Source organism: Rhizobium sp. LjRoot98, assembly GCF_964252935.1.
Classification (GTDB): domain Bacteria; phylum Pseudomonadota; class Alphaproteobacteria; order Rhizobiales; family Rhizobiaceae; genus Pararhizobium.
This window is the reverse complement of record NZ_CAXUPW020000010.1, coordinates 23,084-42,114: the sequence shown is the minus strand read 5'-3', so window position 1 is coordinate 42,114 and position 19,031 is coordinate 23,084. Positions and strand designations below refer to the sequence as shown.

Annotated in this window: 15 protein-coding genes; 9 read left to right on the top strand and 6 right to left on the bottom strand. The window is 60.9% G+C overall.

Translation table 11 applies throughout. The features are described from left to right. Positions 1–168: 168 nt before the first annotated feature. The 8 genes from rsgA to ACSQ3J_RS24550 all read left to right on the top strand — a co-directional run bounded on the left by rsgA (position 169) and on the right by ACSQ3J_RS24550 (position 9,102). Positions 169–1,191, top strand: coding sequence for a ribosome small subunit-dependent GTPase A (gene rsgA / locus ACSQ3J_RS24585; protein WP_060503175.1), 1,023 nt, complete (start codon positions 169–171; stop codon positions 1,189–1,191). Between the two features lie 152 nt (positions 1,192–1,343). After that, positions 1,344–2,390, top strand: a complete 1,047-nt coding sequence (locus ACSQ3J_RS24580; protein ID WP_060503124.1) for a LacI family DNA-binding transcriptional regulator — start codon at positions 1,344–1,346, stop codon at positions 2,388–2,390. Positions 2,391–2,449: 59 nt separating this feature from the next. Continuing rightward, positions 2,450–3,472 carry an ABC transporter substrate-binding protein gene (locus ACSQ3J_RS24575; protein WP_060503125.1) on the top strand — a complete coding sequence of 341 codons (1,023 nt, stop codon included), beginning with the start codon at positions 2,450–2,452 and terminating at the stop codon, positions 3,470–3,472. 294 nt (positions 3,473–3,766) lie between these two features. Then, the gene (locus ACSQ3J_RS24570; protein WP_060503126.1) at positions 3,767–4,594 is read left to right on the top strand and encodes an ABC transporter permease; all 828 of its coding nucleotides are present in this window, start codon (positions 3,767–3,769) and stop codon (positions 4,592–4,594) included. After that, positions 4,591–5,370, top strand: coding sequence for an ABC transporter permease (locus ACSQ3J_RS24565; protein WP_060503127.1), 780 nt, complete (start codon positions 4,591–4,593; stop codon positions 5,368–5,370). The genes ACSQ3J_RS24570 and ACSQ3J_RS24565 overlap by 4 nt, the downstream gene beginning before the upstream one ends. Beyond that, on the top strand, positions 5,363–6,388 hold the full coding sequence (locus tag ACSQ3J_RS24560) for an ABC transporter ATP-binding protein (RefSeq protein WP_060503128.1): 1,026 nt from the start codon (positions 5,363–5,365) through the stop codon (positions 6,386–6,388). Before ACSQ3J_RS24565 ends, ACSQ3J_RS24560 begins: the two co-directional genes overlap by 8 nt. A 6-nt stretch (positions 6,389–6,394) precedes the next feature. After that, positions 6,395–7,318 carry a nucleoside hydrolase gene (locus ACSQ3J_RS24555; protein WP_060503129.1) on the top strand — a complete coding sequence of 308 codons (924 nt, stop codon included), beginning with the start codon at positions 6,395–6,397 and terminating at the stop codon, positions 7,316–7,318. Next, positions 7,315–9,102 carry an adenine deaminase gene (locus tag ACSQ3J_RS24550; protein WP_060503130.1) on the top strand — a complete coding sequence of 596 codons (1,788 nt, stop codon included), beginning with the start codon at positions 7,315–7,317 and terminating at the stop codon, positions 9,100–9,102. Before ACSQ3J_RS24555 ends, ACSQ3J_RS24550 begins: the two co-directional genes overlap by 4 nt. Before the next feature lie 93 nt (positions 9,103–9,195). On the opposite strand, the gene ACSQ3J_RS24545 is transcribed toward ACSQ3J_RS24550, so the two are convergent. The 6 genes from ACSQ3J_RS24545 to ACSQ3J_RS24520 form a co-directional block, all read right to left on the bottom strand. Beyond that, positions 9,196–10,923: a M14 family metallopeptidase gene (locus tag ACSQ3J_RS24545; protein ID WP_060503131.1), complete on the bottom strand. Its 1,728-nt coding sequence runs from the start codon at positions 10,921–10,923 to the stop codon at positions 9,196–9,198. Between the two features lie 4 nt (positions 10,924–10,927). Next, complete coding sequence (locus ACSQ3J_RS24540; protein WP_060503132.1) at positions 10,928–11,776, bottom strand: ABC transporter permease; 849 nt, start codon at positions 11,774–11,776, stop codon at positions 10,928–10,930. A gap of 6 nt (positions 11,777–11,782) precedes the next feature. Then, on the bottom strand, positions 11,783–12,706 hold the full coding sequence (locus ACSQ3J_RS24535; protein ID WP_060503133.1) for an ABC transporter permease: 924 nt from the start codon (positions 12,704–12,706) through the stop codon (positions 11,783–11,785). Between the two features lie 67 nt (positions 12,707–12,773). Then, positions 12,774–14,309, bottom strand: coding sequence for an ABC transporter substrate-binding protein (locus ACSQ3J_RS24530; RefSeq protein WP_060503134.1), 1,536 nt, complete (start codon positions 14,307–14,309; stop codon positions 12,774–12,776). A gap of 42 nt (positions 14,310–14,351) precedes the next feature. Beyond that, positions 14,352–16,172 (bottom strand): ABC transporter ATP-binding protein, encoded by a 1,821-nt coding sequence (locus ACSQ3J_RS24525; protein WP_060503176.1) that lies wholly within the window; start codon positions 16,170–16,172, stop codon positions 14,352–14,354. Positions 16,173–16,686: 514 nt separating this feature from the next. Then, positions 16,687–17,859 carry a M20 aminoacylase family protein gene (locus ACSQ3J_RS24520; RefSeq protein WP_060503135.1) on the bottom strand — a complete coding sequence of 391 codons (1,173 nt, stop codon included), beginning with the start codon at positions 17,857–17,859 and terminating at the stop codon, positions 16,687–16,689. A 138-nt stretch (positions 17,860–17,997) separates the two neighbouring features. Here ACSQ3J_RS24520 and ACSQ3J_RS24515 point away from each other — a divergent pair, with 138 nt between their 5' ends. After that, positions 17,998–18,675: a phosphoribosyltransferase gene (locus tag ACSQ3J_RS24515; RefSeq protein WP_436040546.1), complete on the top strand. Its 678-nt coding sequence runs from the start codon at positions 17,998–18,000 to the stop codon at positions 18,673–18,675. Positions 18,676–19,031 lie beyond the last annotated feature (356 nt).

Here is a 19,031-nt window from a genome sequence, read left to right as displayed (position 1 = left end):
GCCCGGATGCGCTGTCCCTAGCGGAACTTTGCGGCATTTCCCAGACAAAATTGAAAAGAATGCGGCTGCGAAACGATTGGCACCATCCGGATGCTTCTGGTATCAGCGTCTGAACTTGTTTTGAGAGACGTCATCCATGAACATGACACTGTGCCCGGGAGCGGCTGCGTGACGGAGCGGACAGACGCGGCCTTTCTGGCGTCCCATGGCTGGTCCGATTTTTTTGCCTCCCAGATCGAACGGTCCGAGGCCAGCCTCATTCCGATGCGCATCGCCGAGGTCCACCGTGCCCGACTGAGCGCGCTGTCTGCAGCGGGACCGGTCAGGCTCACTCTGGCGCACAAGACCAATACCGGTGACTTTGCCGTCGGCGACTGGATACTGGCTGATCCCCGCACCCATCTGCTTGTCCGCAGGCTGGAACGCCGGACATTGCTGCAGCGCCGGACCGAAGGCAGGCACGGTCACCAGCTTGGCGCCGCCAATGTCGATACCCTGTTCATCGTCACCTCCTGCAATGCCGATTTCAGTCCGGCACGGCTGGAGCGCTATCTGGCTCTGGCCAATCAGGCGGGAACCAACCCGGTCATCGTGCTGACCAAGGCCGATACGGTCGATGATGCAAGCACCTTCGAAGAGGAGGCGAGAGGCCTGCAGCGCGATCTGGACGTCATCGTTGTCAACGGCCGCTCCGCCGATGCCGCAGCTGTGCTCGCTCCGTGGTGCGGCGCCGGTCAGACTGTCGCACTGGTCGGGTCGTCCGGCGTCGGCAAATCGACCCTGGTCAACACCTTGGCGGGCCTCAGGCACGAAGCAGCGCAGGAGACCGGCGATATCCGCGAAAGCGATGCCAAGGGACGCCACACCACGACGGCCCGGTCGTTGCACGCCATTGCCGGCGGCGGCTGGGTGATCGACACGCCCGGAATGCGCACCCTGCATCTCAGCGACGTGTCCGATGGTATCGACACGCTGTTCTCCGAAATCACCGACCTTGCCCCATCCTGCAAGTTTCGCGACTGCACACATGATCACGAGCCGGGCTGTGCCGTCCAGGCAGCGATCAAGGCAGGCACGCTGCCTGCGGAGCGGCTGGCCCGGTGGCGCAAGCTGCTGGAGGAAAATGTCAGCAACACCCCGGTGCAGACAGGGCCGCGCGGCAACAAAGTCATCCAGAAGAAGAAATACTGAAAGACGAAAGCCTCCGTCTTCAAAACCGGTTGGTTAGCGCGTTTCCCGTAAGAGATGCTTTTCAGCCTGTATCAAGCCACAAAACCGTATCGACAACACGGGAACATTGCTGTAACAGAATTGATTAATCGATTAATCACCCGTTGGATCATATGGCCAACCCGCGCACAGGATCGAACCTAAGCCAGATTGCCGCGACACTCGGCGTGTCCGCCGCAACGGTGTCGAATGCGCTGTCGGGCAAGGGACGTGTCTCGGCCGAACTTGCTGAAAAGATCCGCGCCACCGCTACCCAACTGGGCTACATCCCGAGCCTGACCGGCCGGGCGCTGCGCACCGGCCGCACCGGCGTTCTCGGCCTGGTTCTGCCGAATATCGCCAATCCGCTGTTTCCGCAGATTGCCCAGGCGATCGAGCATGCGGCAAGCACGGCTGGCTACGGCGTCTTGATCGCCGACTCCCGCAGCGACGTCGCCTTGCAGACCGACGCCATCAACCGGCTGATCGAGCGCGACGTCGACGGCATCGTTATCGTCCCCCGGCTCGGCACCCGCATCGCCGACATCGGCTGTCCGGTGGCGGTCATCGACAGCCCTTCCACCCCCGGCAACACGGTTTCGGCCGATCACTGGCAGGGTGGTCAGACGGTCATCGAACACCTCGCTTCGCTGGGACATCGCAAGTTTCTGCTGATCGGCAACAATCCGGCCTCGAATGTGCAGAACGATCGTATCGGCGGCATGAAATCCCGCCTTCCTGCAGACGCTCATGCCGAGGTCTTCTGGATCGAAAAACACGAGCAGGTGCACGGCAAGGGAAGCCTTCTTGGTCTAACAGAACAGGTGGAGAAAGGTTTCACCGCCTTTGCCGCCGTTTCCGATCTGCCGGCGCTCCGGGCCCTGACGGAATTGCAGCGCGCCGGAATCGGCGTGCCCGAACATGTCAGCGTTACCGGGTTTGATGATCTCGTCTGGTCCTCGGTGGTCACGCCCGGCCTGACAACAGTACGTATGGATATGGCCGGGATCGCCGACATCGCCATTGCAGCACTCGTCCGTGTCATCGAGGCCGATCCGGTATCAGGCTCCGGCATCGCACGCACCGTGACGGGCACGGTCGCAGCCGAGCGGGCGAGCGTACCGATGCAGCTGGTGGTCCGGCAGACATCGGCGCCACCGCCGAATATCCACAGTGCATGACCGGTACCACCGCAAGCCCAGATAATATGAGCCAAGAAAACACCAGAAGGAGAACGCCGATGAACAAAATGCTCTTTTCATCAGCCGCCGCGCTGATGCTCACCATGGGCGCTGCCCATGCCCAGGAAAAGACCCTGACAATTTCCGTCTATGCCTTCGCGCAGGACGAGTTCAAGGAGATCGTCTACGATCCCTTCGAAGCCAAATGCGGCTGCAAGCTGGTGGTCGAAACCGGCAACAGCGTCGAGCGCCTCGCCAAGATCGAAGCCAACAAGGCCAATCCGGTCATCGACATGGCCGTGGTTTCCATGGCTGACGCGCTATCTGCCGATCGCAACGGCCTGATCGAGAAGATCGACAACACTAAGCTCAGCAATTTCGGCAAGCTCTACGACATCGCCAAGGATCCGAACGGCGACGGCATGAGTGTCGGCTATACGTTCTATGCAACCTCGATCGTCTACCGCACCGACAAGATGAAGATCGAGTCCTGGGCTGACCTCTTGAAGCCGGAATATGCCGGTCATGTCGCCTTCCCGAACATCACCACCAATCAAGGCCCGCCGTCCCTCTACATGCTCGGCAAGGCGCTTGGCACCGACACGCCGGATCTGAAGGGTTCAATTGAGGCCGTTGGCGCCAAGAAGGACGATATCGTCACCTTCTACGTCAAATCCTCGCAGCTGGTGCAGTTGATGCAGCAGGAAGAAATCTGGGCGGCACCGATCGGCCGCTTCTCCTGGGCTCCCTTCACCAAGCTCGACCTGCCACTCGGCTGGGCGACCCCGAAGGAAGGCCAGACCGGCGGCATGAACGTCATGGTTCTCACCAAGGGCTCGAAGAACCAGGATCTGGCACTCGAATTCATGGATTTCTGGCTCTCCACGGACATCCAGACGAAGCTTGCCGAAAAGCTGGTCGATAGCCCGGCCAACAAGGAAGCCAAGGTTTCCGACGAAGTTGCGGGCAACCTGACCTATGGCGAAGAAACGGCCAACAGCCTGAAACTGATCCCGTCCGCCGTGGCACTCGACAACCGCGATGCGTGGCTGTCCGAGTGGAACGCCAAGGTCGGCCAGTAACCGGTCAACACGAATGCCTCCCAAGGCAAGGGGCGCAGCGGGCGGACTCCGGTTCGCGGGCTGCGTCCCGACTGAACTTGTTGCCCATGGTGGGGTGCTGCTGCCACAGCCCCTCACCCTAACCCTCTCCCCGCTTGCGGGGAGAGGGTATGACGGAGTTTGCCGCTTGTCCTTCTCCCCGTTCTAAGGGGAGAAGGTGGCCAACAGGCCGGATGAGGGGCAGCCACCGAATATGCGTTTTTGGTAATCACCCGCACCGGGGATTCCATTTGAACTTGCTGGAGACGACAAACCATGTTCCAGAACCGGGCAGAAGCATTGGCGCTCGCCCTGCCGGCCGCGATTTTCGCGGGGCTGGTCTTCCTCGTGCCGGTTATCCTCTTGCTGTCGGAAGGTTTTCGATCGGCGGATAGCTGGAGCCTGTCGGCCTATGCGGATTTCTTCTCGCAGCCGTTGAACCGGACGGTCTTTCTACGGACGCTGAAGCTCGGCGCACTCGTCACCGTGGCAGCCGCCGTCATCGGTTATGCGACTGCCTTTGCCATCGTCAGCCTCCCGCCCGGCGCCAAGGGCCGGATGATCGGGCTTGTCGTTCTGCCGCTGATGATTTCGCCGGTCGCCCGCACCTATGCCTGGATCGTCATCCTTGGCCGCACCGGCATCGTCAACCAGGCGCTGATGGCTGTCGGCCTCAGCGACGAACCGATCCGTATCCTCTTCAGCGAAACCGCCGTCTTCATCGGCCTGTTGCAGCTGTTCCTGCCCTTGATGGTGATCTCGCTGATCAGCGCACTGGAAAACCTGCCGAAAGATGTCGTGCCCGCCGCCCGCGTTCTTGGCGCCAACTGGTTCCAGGTGTTCTGGAAAGTCATCCTGCCGCTGACCCGCGAAGGCCTGGTTGTCGGCGGAACGCTGGTCTTCACCGGTTCGATGACCGCCTATATCACGCCTGCCATTCTGGGCGGCTCGAAGGTGCTGATGCTGGAGACGCTGCTCTACCAGCAGGTCACCGTTGCCAACAATTTCGTCTCGGCAAGCGTTATCGCCTTCATCCTGATTGTCATGAGTTTTGCCGCCAATATTCTCCTGAAGCGGATCGCAACGGCGAGGAACAAGCGATGACCCCGAGACTGTTTGCCCCGATTACGCTGCTTCTGGTGCTGATCTTCCTGATCGGCCCGTTCCTGATCATCGTTGCCGCCTCGTTCTCGGCCGGTGATACGCTGGCCTTCCCGCCGCAGGGTTTCTCGTTCAAGTGGATCCTCAAGGTCTTCACCGTCGAGAGTTTTCGCGACAGCTTCGTGATGTCGATGTTCCTGGCGATCGGCGGTACGTTTGCAGCGCTTCTGCTCGGCATTCCCGCCGCCTATGCGATGTCGCGCTACAAGCTGCCGATGTCCGAGACCGTGCGCACCGTCGTGTCGGCACCGATCATCGTGCCGGGCATCATCGTCGGCCTGGCGCTCCTGCGCTATTTCGTCGTACCCATCGGTGTATCGATCACGCTGGCGCTGTTCCTTGCCCATACGGCGCTGATCCTGCCCTATGCAGTGCGTGTCGTCTCGGCCAGCCTCAACAATCTGCGCTCGGATATCGAGGAAGCCGCCGTTCTGCTCGGTTCGTCCCGGCTTGGCGCTTTCTTCCGGGTTGTACTGCCGAACATTCGCGGCGGCATCCTGTCGGCCTTCATTCTCGGCTTCGTCACCAGCTTCAATCAGGTTCCGGTTTCGCTGTTCCTGTCCGGGCCGGGTGTACGCACCCTGCCGATCGACATGCTCGGCTACATGGAGATCGTCTTCGATCCATCGATCGCCGCCCTGTCTTCGCTGCTCGCTTTCCTCTCCATCGGCATCGTCTTCCTCGCCGAACGTTTTCTGGGGTTCTCCCGCTATGTCTGACACATCCTTCCTCACCCTCGACAAACTTTCCCTCGCCTATGGCAAATCGATTGCCGTGAAGGATCTCGATCTCGAGATCCGCAAGGGCGAATTGCTGGCGCTGCTCGGCCCATCCGGCTGCGGCAAGACCACGACCATGCGCTCGATTGCCGGCCTGATGACGCCGGTTGGCGGCCGCATCAGTCTCGATGGCACCGACATCACCCGGGTTGCCGCCAACAAGCGCGCCGTCGGGCTGGTGTTCCAGTCCTATGCGCTGTTCCCACATCTGACGGTGTTCGAAAATGTCGCGTTCGGCTTGAAGCTGAAAGGCATGACTGGGAAAGAACTCGAGGCGAAAGTGGCAGCCGGCCTCAAATCCGTTGGCCTCTCGGCCTTCGCCAGCCGCAAGACCCCGGAGCTTTCCGGTGGCCAGCAACAGCGCGTGGCACTTGCCCGCTCCATGGTCATGGAACCGAAAGTGCTCCTGCTCGACGAACCGCTCTCCAATCTTGATGCGCGCCTGCGGCTGGAAATGCGCACCGAACTGCAGCGCGTCCAGAAGGAAAGCGGCGTGACGATGATCTTCGTCACCCACGATCAGGTCGAGGCCCTGGCGCTCGCCGACCGGATCGTCGTGATGAAGAATGGCGCGATCGAACAGATCGGCACGCCGGAAGAAATCTACAATCACCCGGTCTCCAGCTTCGTCGCCGATTTCGTCGGCTTCGAAAACATCTTCGCCGTCGAAGGTGGCAAGCTGACCACCGAAAATGGCGCTGTCTCCCTCGCCAGGGAACTGCCGGATGTGGCGGGTCTCGCCTGGCGGCCACGCGCAGTCTCTCTCGGTTCCGGCCCATTGACAGGTAGGGTCCGCGGCGTTTCCTTCGCCGGTGGAACGCGCGAATATGTGCTGGAAACACCTCTCGGCATCATCAAGACGGAAGTGGATGCGACCTTGCCCGCCCATGCGCTTGGCGCCACCGTTGCGTTCGACCTGCCGGTTGAAGGTGCTGCCCTCCTCAAGCGTTTCGGATAAGTCATCATGGGTGTCTGGATCGATACGGATATGGGCTTTGACGACATCGCCGCCATTCTGGTGGTGATGCGTGCGGGCATTGCCATCGACGGCATATCGCTGGTGTTCGGCAATACGCCAATGGATCAAGTCCGCCGCAATACGGCGGGTGCTGCCAAGGCTTTCGGCTGGACGGTCCCGATTCATGCCGGACGCAGCCAGCCCGTTCTGGGCGTGCTCGAAACCGCGCAGGCGATTCTCGGCGAAACTGGTATTCCCACTGCCGGACGAACGCTTCCGGATGCCGGTGATGTAGCGGACAACGATGCTTTCTCTGCACTTTGCCGCTGGCTGGAAAACAAGCCCTCGCCACGCCGCATCCTGGCACTTGGGCCGCTGACCAACATCGCCGCCCTTGCCCTGGCACGGCCCGATCTCGCCACCCGCATCGATGAACTCACCTGGATGGGCGGCGGGCTTTCACGCGGCAACCACACGGCATCGGCAGAGTTCAACGCGCTGGCCGACCCGGAAGCCGTCGCCATCGTGCTGTCGCATGGCCTGCCTTTGCGCATGGTCGATCTCGACTTTTGCCGCAAGGTTCTGGCCGCACCCGCCGATATTGAGCCGGTACGGCAGACGGGCGGCGCCAACGCCGCGCTGCTGGCCGATATGCTCGCCGGTTACATCGATATCGGCGTCAGCCGCGGCCGGCCGGCGATGGCAATCTACGATCCCTCCGCTGCTGCTGCCTTTGTCCGCCCCGACCTCGTGACCTTTCAATCCGCCCGGATCGACATGGAGCTTGCCGGCTCACTCACCCGCGGCCGCACCGTGGTGGAAACCCGCGCCAGCCATGGTGTCTTCAATGCCGAATTCGCCGTCGATTGCGATGCGGAGGCAATCAAGGCGATCGTGCTGGACGCGCTGCGCTGGGAGGCCGGTAAATGACAAAACCTGCAGCACCTCAACCCGCCGACCTCAACGAGGCCGGCCTGCGCGCCCGTGCGGTCGCAGCTGCGCGCGGCAATGCCCCGTTCGACACCCTGATCATCAATGGCACTCTGGTCGATATGGTGACCGGCGAGTTGCGGGCGGCGAATATCGGCCTCGTCGGACCGCTGATCGCCAGTGTCCACCCGACAGGAGCGAGGACCGACGCGGCGGAGATCATCGATATCTCCGGCGGTTTTATTTCGCCCGGCCTGATCGACACGCATATGCATATCGAAAGCTCGATGGTGACGCCCGCGACGTATGCCGCTGCTGTTCTGGCCCACGGCGTGACAACGATTGTCTGGGATCCGCACGAGTTCGGCAATGTCCACGGCATTGCCGGAGTGCGTTTCGCCGCCGATGCCGCCAACGCATCGCCGCTGCGCATGATCCTGCTTGCGCCCTCCTGCGTGCCCTCAGCGCCGGGATTGGAGCTGAATGGCGCCGATTTTGATGCCGGCGTGATTGCCGATCTGCTGTCCTGGCCGGAAATCGGCGGCATCGCCGAGGTCATGAACATGCGCGGCGTAATCAACCGCGATCCGCGGATGAGCGCCATCGTCCAGGCAGGCCTTGCCTCGGAAAAACTGATCTGCGGCCACGCGCGCGGACTGAACGGTGGTGATCTTGCCGCCTTCATGGCGGCAGGCGTCAGCTCGGACCACGAGCTGACATCTTCAGCCGACCTGATGGAAAAGCTGCGCGCCGGCATGGCGATCGAGTTGCGCGGTTCCCACGATCATCTGCTGCCGGAGTTCGTTGAAGCCCTGAACCGGCTTGGCCATTTGCCGCAGACACTCACCCTCTGCACCGACGACGTCTTTCCCGACGACCTGGCAGACGGCGGAGGCCTTGACGACGTTGTGCGGCGCCTCGTTCGCTACGGCCTGAAACCGGAATGGGCGCTGCGGGCTGCCACGCTTAATGCCGCACAACGGCTGGGGCGTTCCGATCTTGGGCTGATCGCGGCAGGACGCCGCGCCGATATCGCCGTGTTCGACAATCTCAGCGACTTCAACGCTCGCATCGTCATCGCCAATGGCATTGTTGTTGCCAGGGATGGTGAGATGCTTGCAGATATCGCAGCGTCCGACCCATCGGTGCTTGAGCATTCCATGAAGATATCGCCGCTGACAGCCGATGATTTTCGTGTTGCTTCCAGCGAGACCAAAGTCCGGATCGCCACAATCGACCAACCGCGCTTTACCCGTTGGGGCGAAGCGGAAGCAGAGGTACGGGATGGTTTTGTCGTACCGCCTGAGGGCACGACCCTGATTGCTGTGGCGCATCGCCACGGCCGCAGCGACGGCCGGCCGCGCGTCGGCTTCCTGCGCGGCTGGGGCGAATGGCGCGGCGCATTTGCCAATACCGTTTCCCATGACAGCCACAACCTCACCGTGTTCGGCAGCGATCCGGACGACATGGCGCTTGCCGCCAATGCGGTGATCGCCGCGGGTGGCGGCATGGCCGTCGCATCCAGCGGAGTGGTCAAGGCCATCCTGCCGCTGCCGCTTTCGGGCCTGGTCTCGGATGCGCCGCTCAATGATGTGGCCCGGGATTTCGCGGATGTTCGCGCTGCGATGGACGATATCGTCGACTGGCAGCCGCCCTATCTCGTCTTCAAGGCCTGTTTTGGGGCGACACTTGCCTGCAATGCCGGACCGCACCAGACAGACAGGGGCATTGCCGATGTCGAAACCGGTATGCTTATGGAAAGCCCGATCCTGACCAAGGCATAGTCGCCCGCCGCGACCGCTTCCACCAACTCTTGGCGGCATTTCGGCCGGGCATGAGCAGCCTCATGTCCGACCATGCTTCGCCGTCAGACGGGATCAGCTGACCGAGACGATATCCTGCCAGGCCATATACGCAGACAGGACCAGTTCCATCTGAGCCGTATGACCTGCAATGAACTCTTCGCCGTAGATGGTCTCGTCCGGATATTCGGTGATCAGGGTCATCGGCACAGTGTGGCGATGATCGACTGAAATGAGGCAGGGGAAACCGTTGATAATCCGGAAGCCCGTCTCACCGGCATGAATCTCATAGAGTGCGATCTGCCTGTCGTTATACGCCAGTAGCCCGGGCACCTCTCCGAGATGCCGCGTCACCCGGTCGAGCAACGCCTCCGACTGGCTTTCCCAGTCAGGATGATGGCGAACGATCAGAAAAAAGCCTTTCGGCAGGGTCCAGGCGGCAAAACCACGCGGCACATAACCCGATAGCGGCCGGGTCCACTCATGCGAGGGATAGCCGTGCAGATTCACATGCAACTGCGCGCCGCTCAAATCCTGTGCCTTGAAGCGGATTTCCTTTTCGTTCACATGCCCGGCCGCATTTTCATATGTGCGGTACTCGAGGTCGTCACCGAGCGCGGTGTACCGGGCGGCGTGATGCATGTGGCGCGGGTTGTCGCGGCGCAAGCGCTGGTGCACCGCATAACCATCCGGATTCTCAAGTGGCGAAATGGTGAAATGCGCGCCCTTGCGCTCTGCAAGCTTGGCCGCGGCACGCAAAGCGCCGACGATGCCGGTGGTCTCATTTGGGTGCTGACCGCCGCTGATCATCACCGCGGCATCGCTGCCGGCGACATAGCGCGCGAAAACCGTGCGGCCGGACCGGGTGCGGGCATCAAACCCCTCCCCGCCGATCGCCTCCAGCTGGACCGCCACTTGGCCAGCGGCCAGCGGCTCGCTGGCGGTATCGATCGCCTGCGCGGCACCGTCGAGGAAACCGGTCGACAAGGCGCGGGTGGTTATGCTGAGCGTGATGGCACCTTCGACCTGCACGACTTCCGGCACGATCATGCCGGGCCTCAACCCCCGATCGCCCAACGGCCGGCCGGACTTCATCTGGAAAAATTCGAGAAGCGAAAAATACAGGTCCTCATGAAGCGCTTCGCGCAGGCTGACCACCTCATCGCCAATCGCCAGCGGCTCGTCGCTGGACGGATGACCAATGCGGATGTTCAGCTCTTCGAAATAGGGTTCGTCCTGGCCCCAGTCATAATCAGCGATCGCGGATATTGCAGTTTCGAATACCACCTCATAGTCCGTTTCCAGCCGTTCGCCGATCGTTTCACCAGCGCGGCGCAACCAGCCGGTTGGCGAGAGATTGGTCTGCCCGGTGCGATCCTGATGCACCCGGTTCGGCGCAAGAACAGTAACGGATTGCTCGATGTCGGCACCCGTCAGCACCACCTCATAGAAGAACCCGCCGTCTGCGCGTGGAACAAATGCAATCTTTGCCTCGCCGACCAGCGCGCCCAGCGGATAGGTCTCCAGCCGGAAGCGGTTGTCAGATGCCGCTGGGTGGACCGGATAGCGGATTTCAATGGCCTCGACGCCTTTGAGATCAACCTCTTCGAGAAAGAAGGACAGCAACGGCTTGTAGGCGCTGCGGATGCGGGCCGTGATGCCTCTTTCCGATAACGCGCGTTCAGCCGCGGCGCGGCTTTCACGGTCGTCGAAGGTCCAGGCCTCAAAACTGTCGCCCGGGACGGCGCGCGCCGCCAACTGATCGAGTGTGCGCTCAAAGGATTTCTGCAAGATCACGGTCATCGGATTACCTCGAAGTTCTGCCGGTCGGGTCAAGGCTGTCGCGCAGCCAGTCGCCGAGAATGTTCAGGCCAAGCACGGTCAGGAGGATCGCAAGGCCCGGGAAGACGCTGACCCACCAGGCGGTCTGGAGATACGTGCGGCCATCGGCCAGCATGCCGCCCCAGCTCGGGATGGTTGGGTCGACGCCAAGCCCGAGGAAGGTCAGGCTGCTTTCCAGAAGAATGTTGTTGGCGACGTTGAGGGTCATGAGCACGATGACCGGCCCGATCAGGTTCGGCAGCAGGTGCTGAAAGATGATGCGCCAGTCTTTGACGCCGATCGCCCGCGCAGAGAGAATAAATTCCCGCTCGCGCAGCGTCAGCACCGAACCGCGGACCACGCGCGCATATTGTACCCATTGCGAAACGATCAGCAGGATGATCGTGTTGGTCAGGCTGCCGCCAACGATGGCGATGAAGGTGATCGCCAGCAGGATGAACGGCATGGCGAGCTGCAGGTCGGCAAAGCGCATCACCAGCATATCCCAGAAGCCGCGATAATAGCCGGCAATCAGGCCCATCAGCACGCCGAAGATCACCGCGCCGATTACCGAGGTGAAGCCGACCAGCAACGAAATCTTGCCGCCAGCGACCACGCGCGCCAGCACATCCCGGCCGAGCGGATCAGTGCCCAGCGGATAGGCGGCCGTGGTGAAGGGCTTGGTGAGGCGCGCGATCAGGTTGATCTTTTCAGCGCCGCCGGGAAACAGCACGTCGGATAGCAGCACCGCGAGGCAGATGATCAGCGTCAGCGACGCACCGAGGATGAATTCGAGACTGTAGAACTGCGACAGGCGGGAGGATTTGGTGGCCATCGGCGATTACTCCGTACGAATGCGCGGATCAACGAGCCCGTAGGCAATGTCGACCAGGAGATTGACGCCGACGATCATCAGCGACAGAACGGTGATGACGGCCTGCAGGACAGGATAGTCGCGGCCCGAAACCGCGTCGAAGGCAAGCGTGCCCATGCCCGGCCAGTTGAAGACACGCTCAACGACGACGATGCCGCCGAGAAGGCCGCCAAACTGCAGGCCGAAATAGGTGATGAGCGGAATGGCACAGTTGCGCAGTGCATGCTTGTAGAGCACCGTCGTTTCGCTGAGCCCCTTGGCGCGCGCCACCATGACATATTGCGATTTTAGGGTTTCCAGCATCGAGGTGCGCACCAGCCGGACATTGGTTGCCGTCAAGATGATGCCCATGGTCAATGCCGGCATGACGTAACTCGCCCACCCCGACATGCCGCTTGCCGGCAACCAGCCAAGTGTCACCGCAAAGAGCAGCACCAGCATTGTGGCAAGCCAGAAGTTCGGGAAGGAAAGGCCAACCAGTGAGAGGATGCGGATCGCCTGATCAGCGGCCTTGCCCTTGGCCGTCGCAGCCTTGATGCCGAGCGGTATGGACAGCGCGATCGAAACGAACATCGAGATGAACGCAAGCAGCAGCGTGGCCGGAAGCGCATTGCCGATCAGGAGCGAGACAGGGGTTCCTCCGGTAAAGCTGCGCCCGAAATCGAGCGTCACCATTCCCTTGAGGAAATTCAGATATTGCATGATGAACGGCTGATCGGTGCCCAGCGACGCACGGATGCGCATCAGGTCCTCTTCCGTCATGCTGCCACCGCCCTGAAACATCATCAGAGCAGGATCGCCGGTCAGGCGGATGGCAAAAGAGACCACCAGCGTGATGGCGAAGACGACGAAGATCGCCTGCAGCAATCGTTTGATAAGGAAACCGGCCACGTTCGTGATCCTTGAAGGTAGGGGAAAACGTGCCGCCCGCTAACCGGGCGGCACAGAGGTCTTCAGATTATTCGACGGTGACGTCGGTCAGCTTCAAGCGGTTGTCCGAAGGAGCAACAAAGCCCTTCACCCGCTTGCTGATGCCGTAGATGGCGTTGCTGTTATAGAGCGGCAGCTCCAGAGCGCGATCGGCGGCATAGCGGCCAACTTCCTTGAGGATCTTTTCCCGCTCCGCGCGATCCGTCAGCGGACGCTGCGATTCCAGCAGCTTGTCCATCGTCTCGTCCTTGTCGTAAGGATTCCACTTTTCGCCGGAGTGATACATCGCATAGGCGGTGTTGTCGTAGTCGAACGTCCAGCCGCCCCATTTCTGCTGGAACATGGCGCCCGTCTTGCCCTGCGGAATGATATCGTTGAGCAGAACGTTGGTTTCGTAAGGCTTGATCGTCGCGGTGATGCCGACCATCTGCAGATAGCTGGCGATAACCTGGGCAACCTCGTTCATCGTCGAGTCATTGCCGCGGATATCGATCTGCAGGGCGGCACCCGGCTTGACTCCGGCTTCTGCGAGAAGCGCCTTGGCGCCTTCCGGATCATAGGCAACAGCCTTCAGGTCCGCGTCGTAGCCGAAAGAAAGGGCGCTCTGGAAGCTGACGATCTCGGAAGCCTGACCGGCCAGGATGGACTGGACGATGGTTGTGCGGTCGATGGCCATGATGATCGCTTTACGCACCTTCGGGTCGGCGGTAATGCCATCGCGCGTGTTGAAGCGCAGCGCATCGACCGTCGGCCCCGGAACGCTGACGACAGCAAGGTTCGCATCGCCTTCGATCACCGGAATCATGCCGATCGGAATGGTCGGCGGGATCACCAGATCGACGCGGCCTGCCTGAAGCTCTGCAACGGCCGTCGCGGGTTCGGTGATGAAGCGGTATTCCAGTTCGGAAAGCTTCGGCGCGCCACCCCAGTAATCCGGGTTGGCTGCAAGCTTGATATCGACCTTGGGTGTATAGGAGACGAACTTGAACGCGCCTGTGCCGACAGGATTAAGGTTGAAATTGTCCTCGCCCTTTTCCTGAATGTATTTCGGCGGAACAATCATCGCACCATAACCGGCAAGCTTGGTCAGCAGCACCGGATCGGGCGTCTTCAGCTTCATGTCGACGGTGTAATCATCGATCACGTCAACGCTTTCGATGCTGGTATAGTTTGAGCGCTGCGGTCCCTTGGCACCCTCTTCGCCGAGCAGGCGTTCGAAGGTGAACTTCACTGCCTGGGCATTGAAAGCTTCGCCATCATGGAACTTGACGTTCTGGCGCAGCTTGAAGCGGATGCGCTTGCCTTCGTCCAGCTCTTCCCAGGATTCAGCAAGACCGGGCACGAGCTTGAGATCGGGACCACGATAGGTCAGGCCGTCGAAGATATTGGTCGAGACGGCAGCCCACTGTACCAGGAAGGTGTCGATCGGATCCCAGCTGCCGGGGTCCTGCGGGCTCGAAATCGTCATCTTACCGGCAGCCAGAGCCGGGCCGGCATAAATGGCTGTAGCCGACAGGGCCAATGCCATAAAGGTCGTTGTCAGTCCCCGTTTGATTGTTTGCATATCGCTGTTCCTCTTCAGTTGCTTGCAGTTTTTTCGCAGGTATCAGGCCACCTTTGCGACGAAGTGGCCCGGATCGATTTCCTCGTGAACGAGAATAGCTGGCTCATCGCCGACGCGGTGAACCGGATTGGGTATGTCGCCGGTGATCAGGGTGCTTTTGCGCTCCCTGTTGGGATCGGCGACAGGAACGGCCGAAAGAAGACGGCGGGTATAATCGTGCCGCGGTGTCTCGAATACTTGCTGGCGGCTGCCCATTTCCATGATCTGGCCGAGATACAGCACCGCAACGCGATGGCTGATTTCCTCGACCACCGCCATGTCGTGACTGATGAAGAGATAGGCGAGACCGCGCTCGGCCTGCAGATCCATGAACAGATTGATGATCTGCGCCTGGATCGACACGTCGAGCGCCGACAGCGCCTCGTCGGCGATGATCAGCTTGGGCTCGGAGGCGAGCGCACGCGCGATGCAGACGCGCTGACGCTGCCCGCCGGAAAACTCGTGCGGATAACGATCCGCATGGGCCGACGTCAGGCCGACGCGCTCAAGCAGTTCGTCAACACGCCGGCGCACGGCCTTTGTACCCAGGATCAGGCCATGTGTGTTGATCGGCTCGGCGATCGAGAAACCAACCGTCTTGCGCGGATCGAGCGAGGCAAAGGGGTCCTGGAAGATATACTGGACATCCTGGCGCAGACGAAAACGTTCGGCCTGCGACATCGATGAAAACGGCTTGCCGTTAAACGCGATATCGCCTGCCTTAGCAGCCTGCAGCTGCTGGATCGTCCGGCCAATGGTCGACTTTCCGGAACCGGATTCGCCCACAAGCGCCAGCGTCTCGCCCGGATAGATATCAAAGCCGACTTTGGATACCGCGCTGAGACGGTGGGTTACCTTGCCGAACAGGGACTTGCGGATATCGAAGCTGACAGACAGGTCCCTGACCGAAAGCAGTGGCTTTTCGTCATAGCGCGCGGTGTCCTGCACGCGCTCCTCACCGACAATCACCGGCGCTCCATCGCGCAGCACCGTCACCGGCATGCGTTTGGGGAACGCTTCCCCAGCCATGCTGCCAAGGCGCGGTACCGCCGCCAGAAGCGTGCGGGTATAGGGATGCTGCGGATTGGCGAATATCTCGCGAACCGGGCCTTCCTCGACCTTCTGACCCTTCCACATGACGACGACATCATCTGCCATCTCGGCGACGACACCCATGTCGTGCGTGATGAAGATCATGCCCATGCCGAGTTCTTGCTGCAGGTCCCGCATGATATGGAGGATCTGCGCCTGGATCGTCACGTCGAGCGCAGTTGTCGGCTCGTCCGCAATCAACAGCTTCGGCCGGCAGGCCAGCGCCATGGCAATCATCACGCGCTGGCGCATGCCACCGGAAAGCTGGTGCGGGTAGCGCTTCAGAAGCTGCTCGGAATCCGGCAGGCGAACCATATCGAGAAGCCGCTTTGCCTCGGCCATCGCCGTAGGCTTGTTCATGGCTTCGTGCAGCAGAAGAACTTCGCAGATCTGCTCGCCGATCGTGAAGACCGGGTTCAGTGACGTCATCGGCTCCTGGAAGATCATGGCAATCTCCTTGCCGCGAATGCGCCGCATCGCCTTCTGGGAAGTTTGAAGCAGATCTTTTTCTCCAAACAGGATTCGGCCTGTCGAGAATGTTGCACCCATCATGTCAGCAAGACGCATGACTGCCAGCGACGTAACAGATTTACCTGAACCGGATTCACCGACGACGGCCACGGTCTTGCCGGGCGCGACGGAGAAGGACAGGTTTTCGACCACGCGGTTCACGCCAAAATTGACCGTCAGGTCTTCGACCGAAATCAACACTTTGCGATCAGTCATCGGCATCGTCATGTCAGGGCCTCCGGCTGCTCTTGCGCCATGGGGTGAATGAAGCGGCAGGCTGCCGTGGTGAAACGCGCATGATGACGGCACCGGCAGGCTGGAAAGAACCAACACTCCAAAATACCCTCCCCCAAAACGTCGGTGGACGCTACTGAATGTGAACAATCATGTCCAGAGTGTTGAGCAATAAATACATATCGCCCTACATTCATGACGAGAATGTTGATTAATCAAAATTTTCGTTTGGTGCGCCCGGTTCTGGCCGGAAGAATGGCCAGCACGAAGGGCTGCGCGGGCGACAGCGAGGCGGCTGTCATGAGTGACGCCAGCAAATGTCCATGAAATCGTAAATCGCCGACAGCCCTACAGGAGAGATGGAGACTGCCCGCTCGCCTCCGGCAAGCTGGATGCCCCGATTGAACGGGGCCAGGCCGGCGAAGGCACACAGCAGGCCTCACGCCGGAAGACTGCGCGTCGCCGCGTTATCGATCCTGAAGGATCAGCCGGAAACAAAAGCTCAGGCGGGCGTCAGTTCCTGCTCGACCAGCGTCGCCCAGAAAGCAACGCCGGGTCCGATCGCCTCATCATTGAAATCATAGGCAGTGTTGTGATGCAGGGCGCCATCGACCGCCGGACCATTGCCGAGCCAGACATAACAGCCCGGAGCTTCGCCGGCGAAATAGGCGAAATCATCACCCGCCGTAGATGGCGGAAAGGCGGTTCTGAGTTTGTCGCCAAAGACTGTGCCGGCCGCCTTTAAGGCACGCGCTGTCGCGTCCGCATCGTTGACAACGGGCGGGATACGGCGCTCGAAGCCACAATCAGCGGCAATGCCGTACATCGCTGCGGTTCCGCTCGCCAGACGGCCGATTTCGGTTTCCAGCTGATCGCGCACCTCAGGCGAATAGGCCCGCGCAGTCCCGCCGATCGCGACAATATCGGGAATGACATTGAGCGCCTGCGGATTGCCCGCCTGCAGCGAGCAGGCGCTGACCACCGCCGGCTGTAGCGGATCGATAACCCGGCCGATGATCGTCTGCAGAGAGGCAAGAAAGGTTGCGGCAGCCGTGATCGGGTCCTTGCCCAGATGCGGCTTGGCACCATGCGTCCCGGTACCGCGGAATGTCACGCGCCAGCTGTCGGAGGAGGCAAGCTGCGGCCCGGCAACCACGGCCATTTCATCAGTATCGAGGCCCGGCATATTGTGCAGGCCGTAAACGGCATCGCAGGGAAATCGCTCGAAAAGACCATCCTCGACCATGCGCCGGGCACCGCCCCGGCCCTCTTCCGCCGGCTGGAAAATGAAATGCACCGTACCGGAGAAATTGCGGGTTTCCGCCAGATAGCGCGCAGCCCCCAGCAGCAAGGCCGTGTGACCATCATGGCCGCAGGCGTGCATCTTGCCATCGACCGTGGACTTATACGGACGCTCCGCCGTTTCCGGCATTGCCAGCGCATCCATGTCGGCGCGAAGCCCGATGCTGCGGGTGCCATTGCCGATCTGCAGCGTTCCAACCACGCCGGTGCCGCCCAGTCCGCGCGTCACGGTGATCCCGGCCTTTTCCAGAAGATCCGCAACGATGGCGCAGGTTCGCTCTTCCTCGAAGCCAAGCTCGGGATGCGCATGCAGATCGCGGCGCAGCGCGGTGAGAAAAGGCAGGTCGGCAGTCAGCATTTCGGGCAAGCGCATTGGCAGGCAATTCCTTGAGGCGTGAGGGTCCGTTGTTTACCGGGGCTCCACAGACTTCCCCTGGACGTTCTTCCGGTATAGAGCAAAACCACAAGAAACCGAACACCTCCCTCACAGTTTGGCTCAAAGGAAGACGCCGTGCAGCCGCATGACTTCTGGCAGGAAATCCATCCCGCAAACACGTTCGATCCGGACAAGACCCACAGGGATTTTTATCCGGCCACCCTGATGGATGGGCGTCAACTCCGCCTGCCGATCCGCCCGTTGTCCGATGGAACCCATGCCCTGGCGTCGCTGATCGTCAATCAGGCGAGCTTTCCGGTGCAGGATGTGCTGGCGGCCCAGCTTGCCGAAAAGTTGAAACCGTTCCGGCCTGACGTCATCGCCGGGCTACCGACGCTCGGCCTGACGCTTGCCAGCGCCGTCGCGCGGGCGCTGGGCCACAGCCGCTATGTTCCGCTCGGAACCTCTCCGAAATTCTGGTACCAGGCCGATCTGTCGGTGCCGATGTCTTCGATCACCACGCCAGACCAGACAAAACGGCTCTATATCGATCCCCGCATGCTCCCACTTCTGGAAAACGGCCGCGTTGTTCTTATCGACGACGTCATTTCCAGCGGCACATCCATCGTTGCCGGTCTTTCCCTTCTTGCCATTGCCGGCATCGAACCGGTGGCCATCGGTGCCGCCATGCTCCAATCACGCCGCTGGGTCGACCGATTGGCGGCCTTGGACAGCCGCTGGCCGGAGAAGACCACCGGCGTTTTCGAAACACCGTTGTTGTCGAAAGCGAGCGAGGGAAGCTGGAGCGCCTAAGATACCCCTGTGGCCAGCAGGGCGCGATCGGATTTCGCAACACCTACCAGGGTGTGAAACAAAATTTACTTCCCCGAAAGTTGTGAACATCACGGAACGTATGATGGTTGTCGGCACTATTGTGTTACGCTGGGCGGGAAGAATTCGGAACGATCATCAAAGGCGGTGATTCGGATCTGAGCGAGGTGCGTGATCACCGGTGCGCCCTTCGGCAAGGATCCAGGATCCGTCGGTCCCGCCCAAAGGGTGCGGCCATCTTCGTTGTCAGATTCTCAGCAGTAACAATTATTTGAAGGAACTATCGAAGCAAGGAAACGTTAATCTCGTTGAGCGAGCCGATAGGCAGCGATCCCGTC

Bases quoted from the DNA above. Each gene is read 5' to 3' on its own strand.
- ACSQ3J_RS24580 (WP_060503124.1), top strand. From the start codon at position 1,344: ATGGCCAACCCGCGCACAGGATCGAACCTAAGCCAGATTGCCGCGACA.
- ACSQ3J_RS24575 (WP_060503125.1), top strand. From the start codon at position 2,450: ATGAACAAAATGCTCTTTTCATCAGCCGCCGCGCTGATGCTCACCATG.
- ACSQ3J_RS24570 (WP_060503126.1), top strand. From the start codon at position 3,767: ATGTTCCAGAACCGGGCAGAAGCATTGGCGCTCGCCCTGCCGGCCGCG.
- ACSQ3J_RS24565 (WP_060503127.1), top strand. From the start codon at position 4,591: ATGACCCCGAGACTGTTTGCCCCGATTACGCTGCTTCTGGTGCTGATC.
- ACSQ3J_RS24560 (WP_060503128.1), top strand. From the start codon at position 5,363: ATGTCTGACACATCCTTCCTCACCCTCGACAAACTTTCCCTCGCCTAT.
- ACSQ3J_RS24555 (WP_060503129.1), top strand. From the start codon at position 6,395: ATGGGTGTCTGGATCGATACGGATATGGGCTTTGACGACATCGCCGCC.
- ACSQ3J_RS24550 (WP_060503130.1), top strand. From the start codon at position 7,315: ATGACAAAACCTGCAGCACCTCAACCCGCCGACCTCAACGAGGCCGGC.
- ACSQ3J_RS24545 (WP_060503131.1), bottom strand. From the start codon at position 10,923: ATGACCGTGATCTTGCAGAAATCCTTTGAGCGCACACTCGATCAGTTG.
- ACSQ3J_RS24540 (WP_060503132.1), bottom strand. From the start codon at position 11,776: ATGGCCACCAAATCCTCCCGCCTGTCGCAGTTCTACAGTCTCGAATTC.
- ACSQ3J_RS24530 (WP_060503134.1), bottom strand. From the start codon at position 14,309: ATGCAAACAATCAAACGGGGACTGACAACGACCTTTATGGCATTGGCC.
- ACSQ3J_RS24525 (WP_060503176.1), bottom strand. From the start codon at position 16,172: ATGCCGATGACTGATCGCAAAGTGTTGATTTCGGTCGAAGACCTGACG.
- ACSQ3J_RS24520 (WP_060503135.1), bottom strand. From the start codon at position 17,859: ATGCGCTTGCCCGAAATGCTGACTGCCGACCTGCCTTTTCTCACCGCG.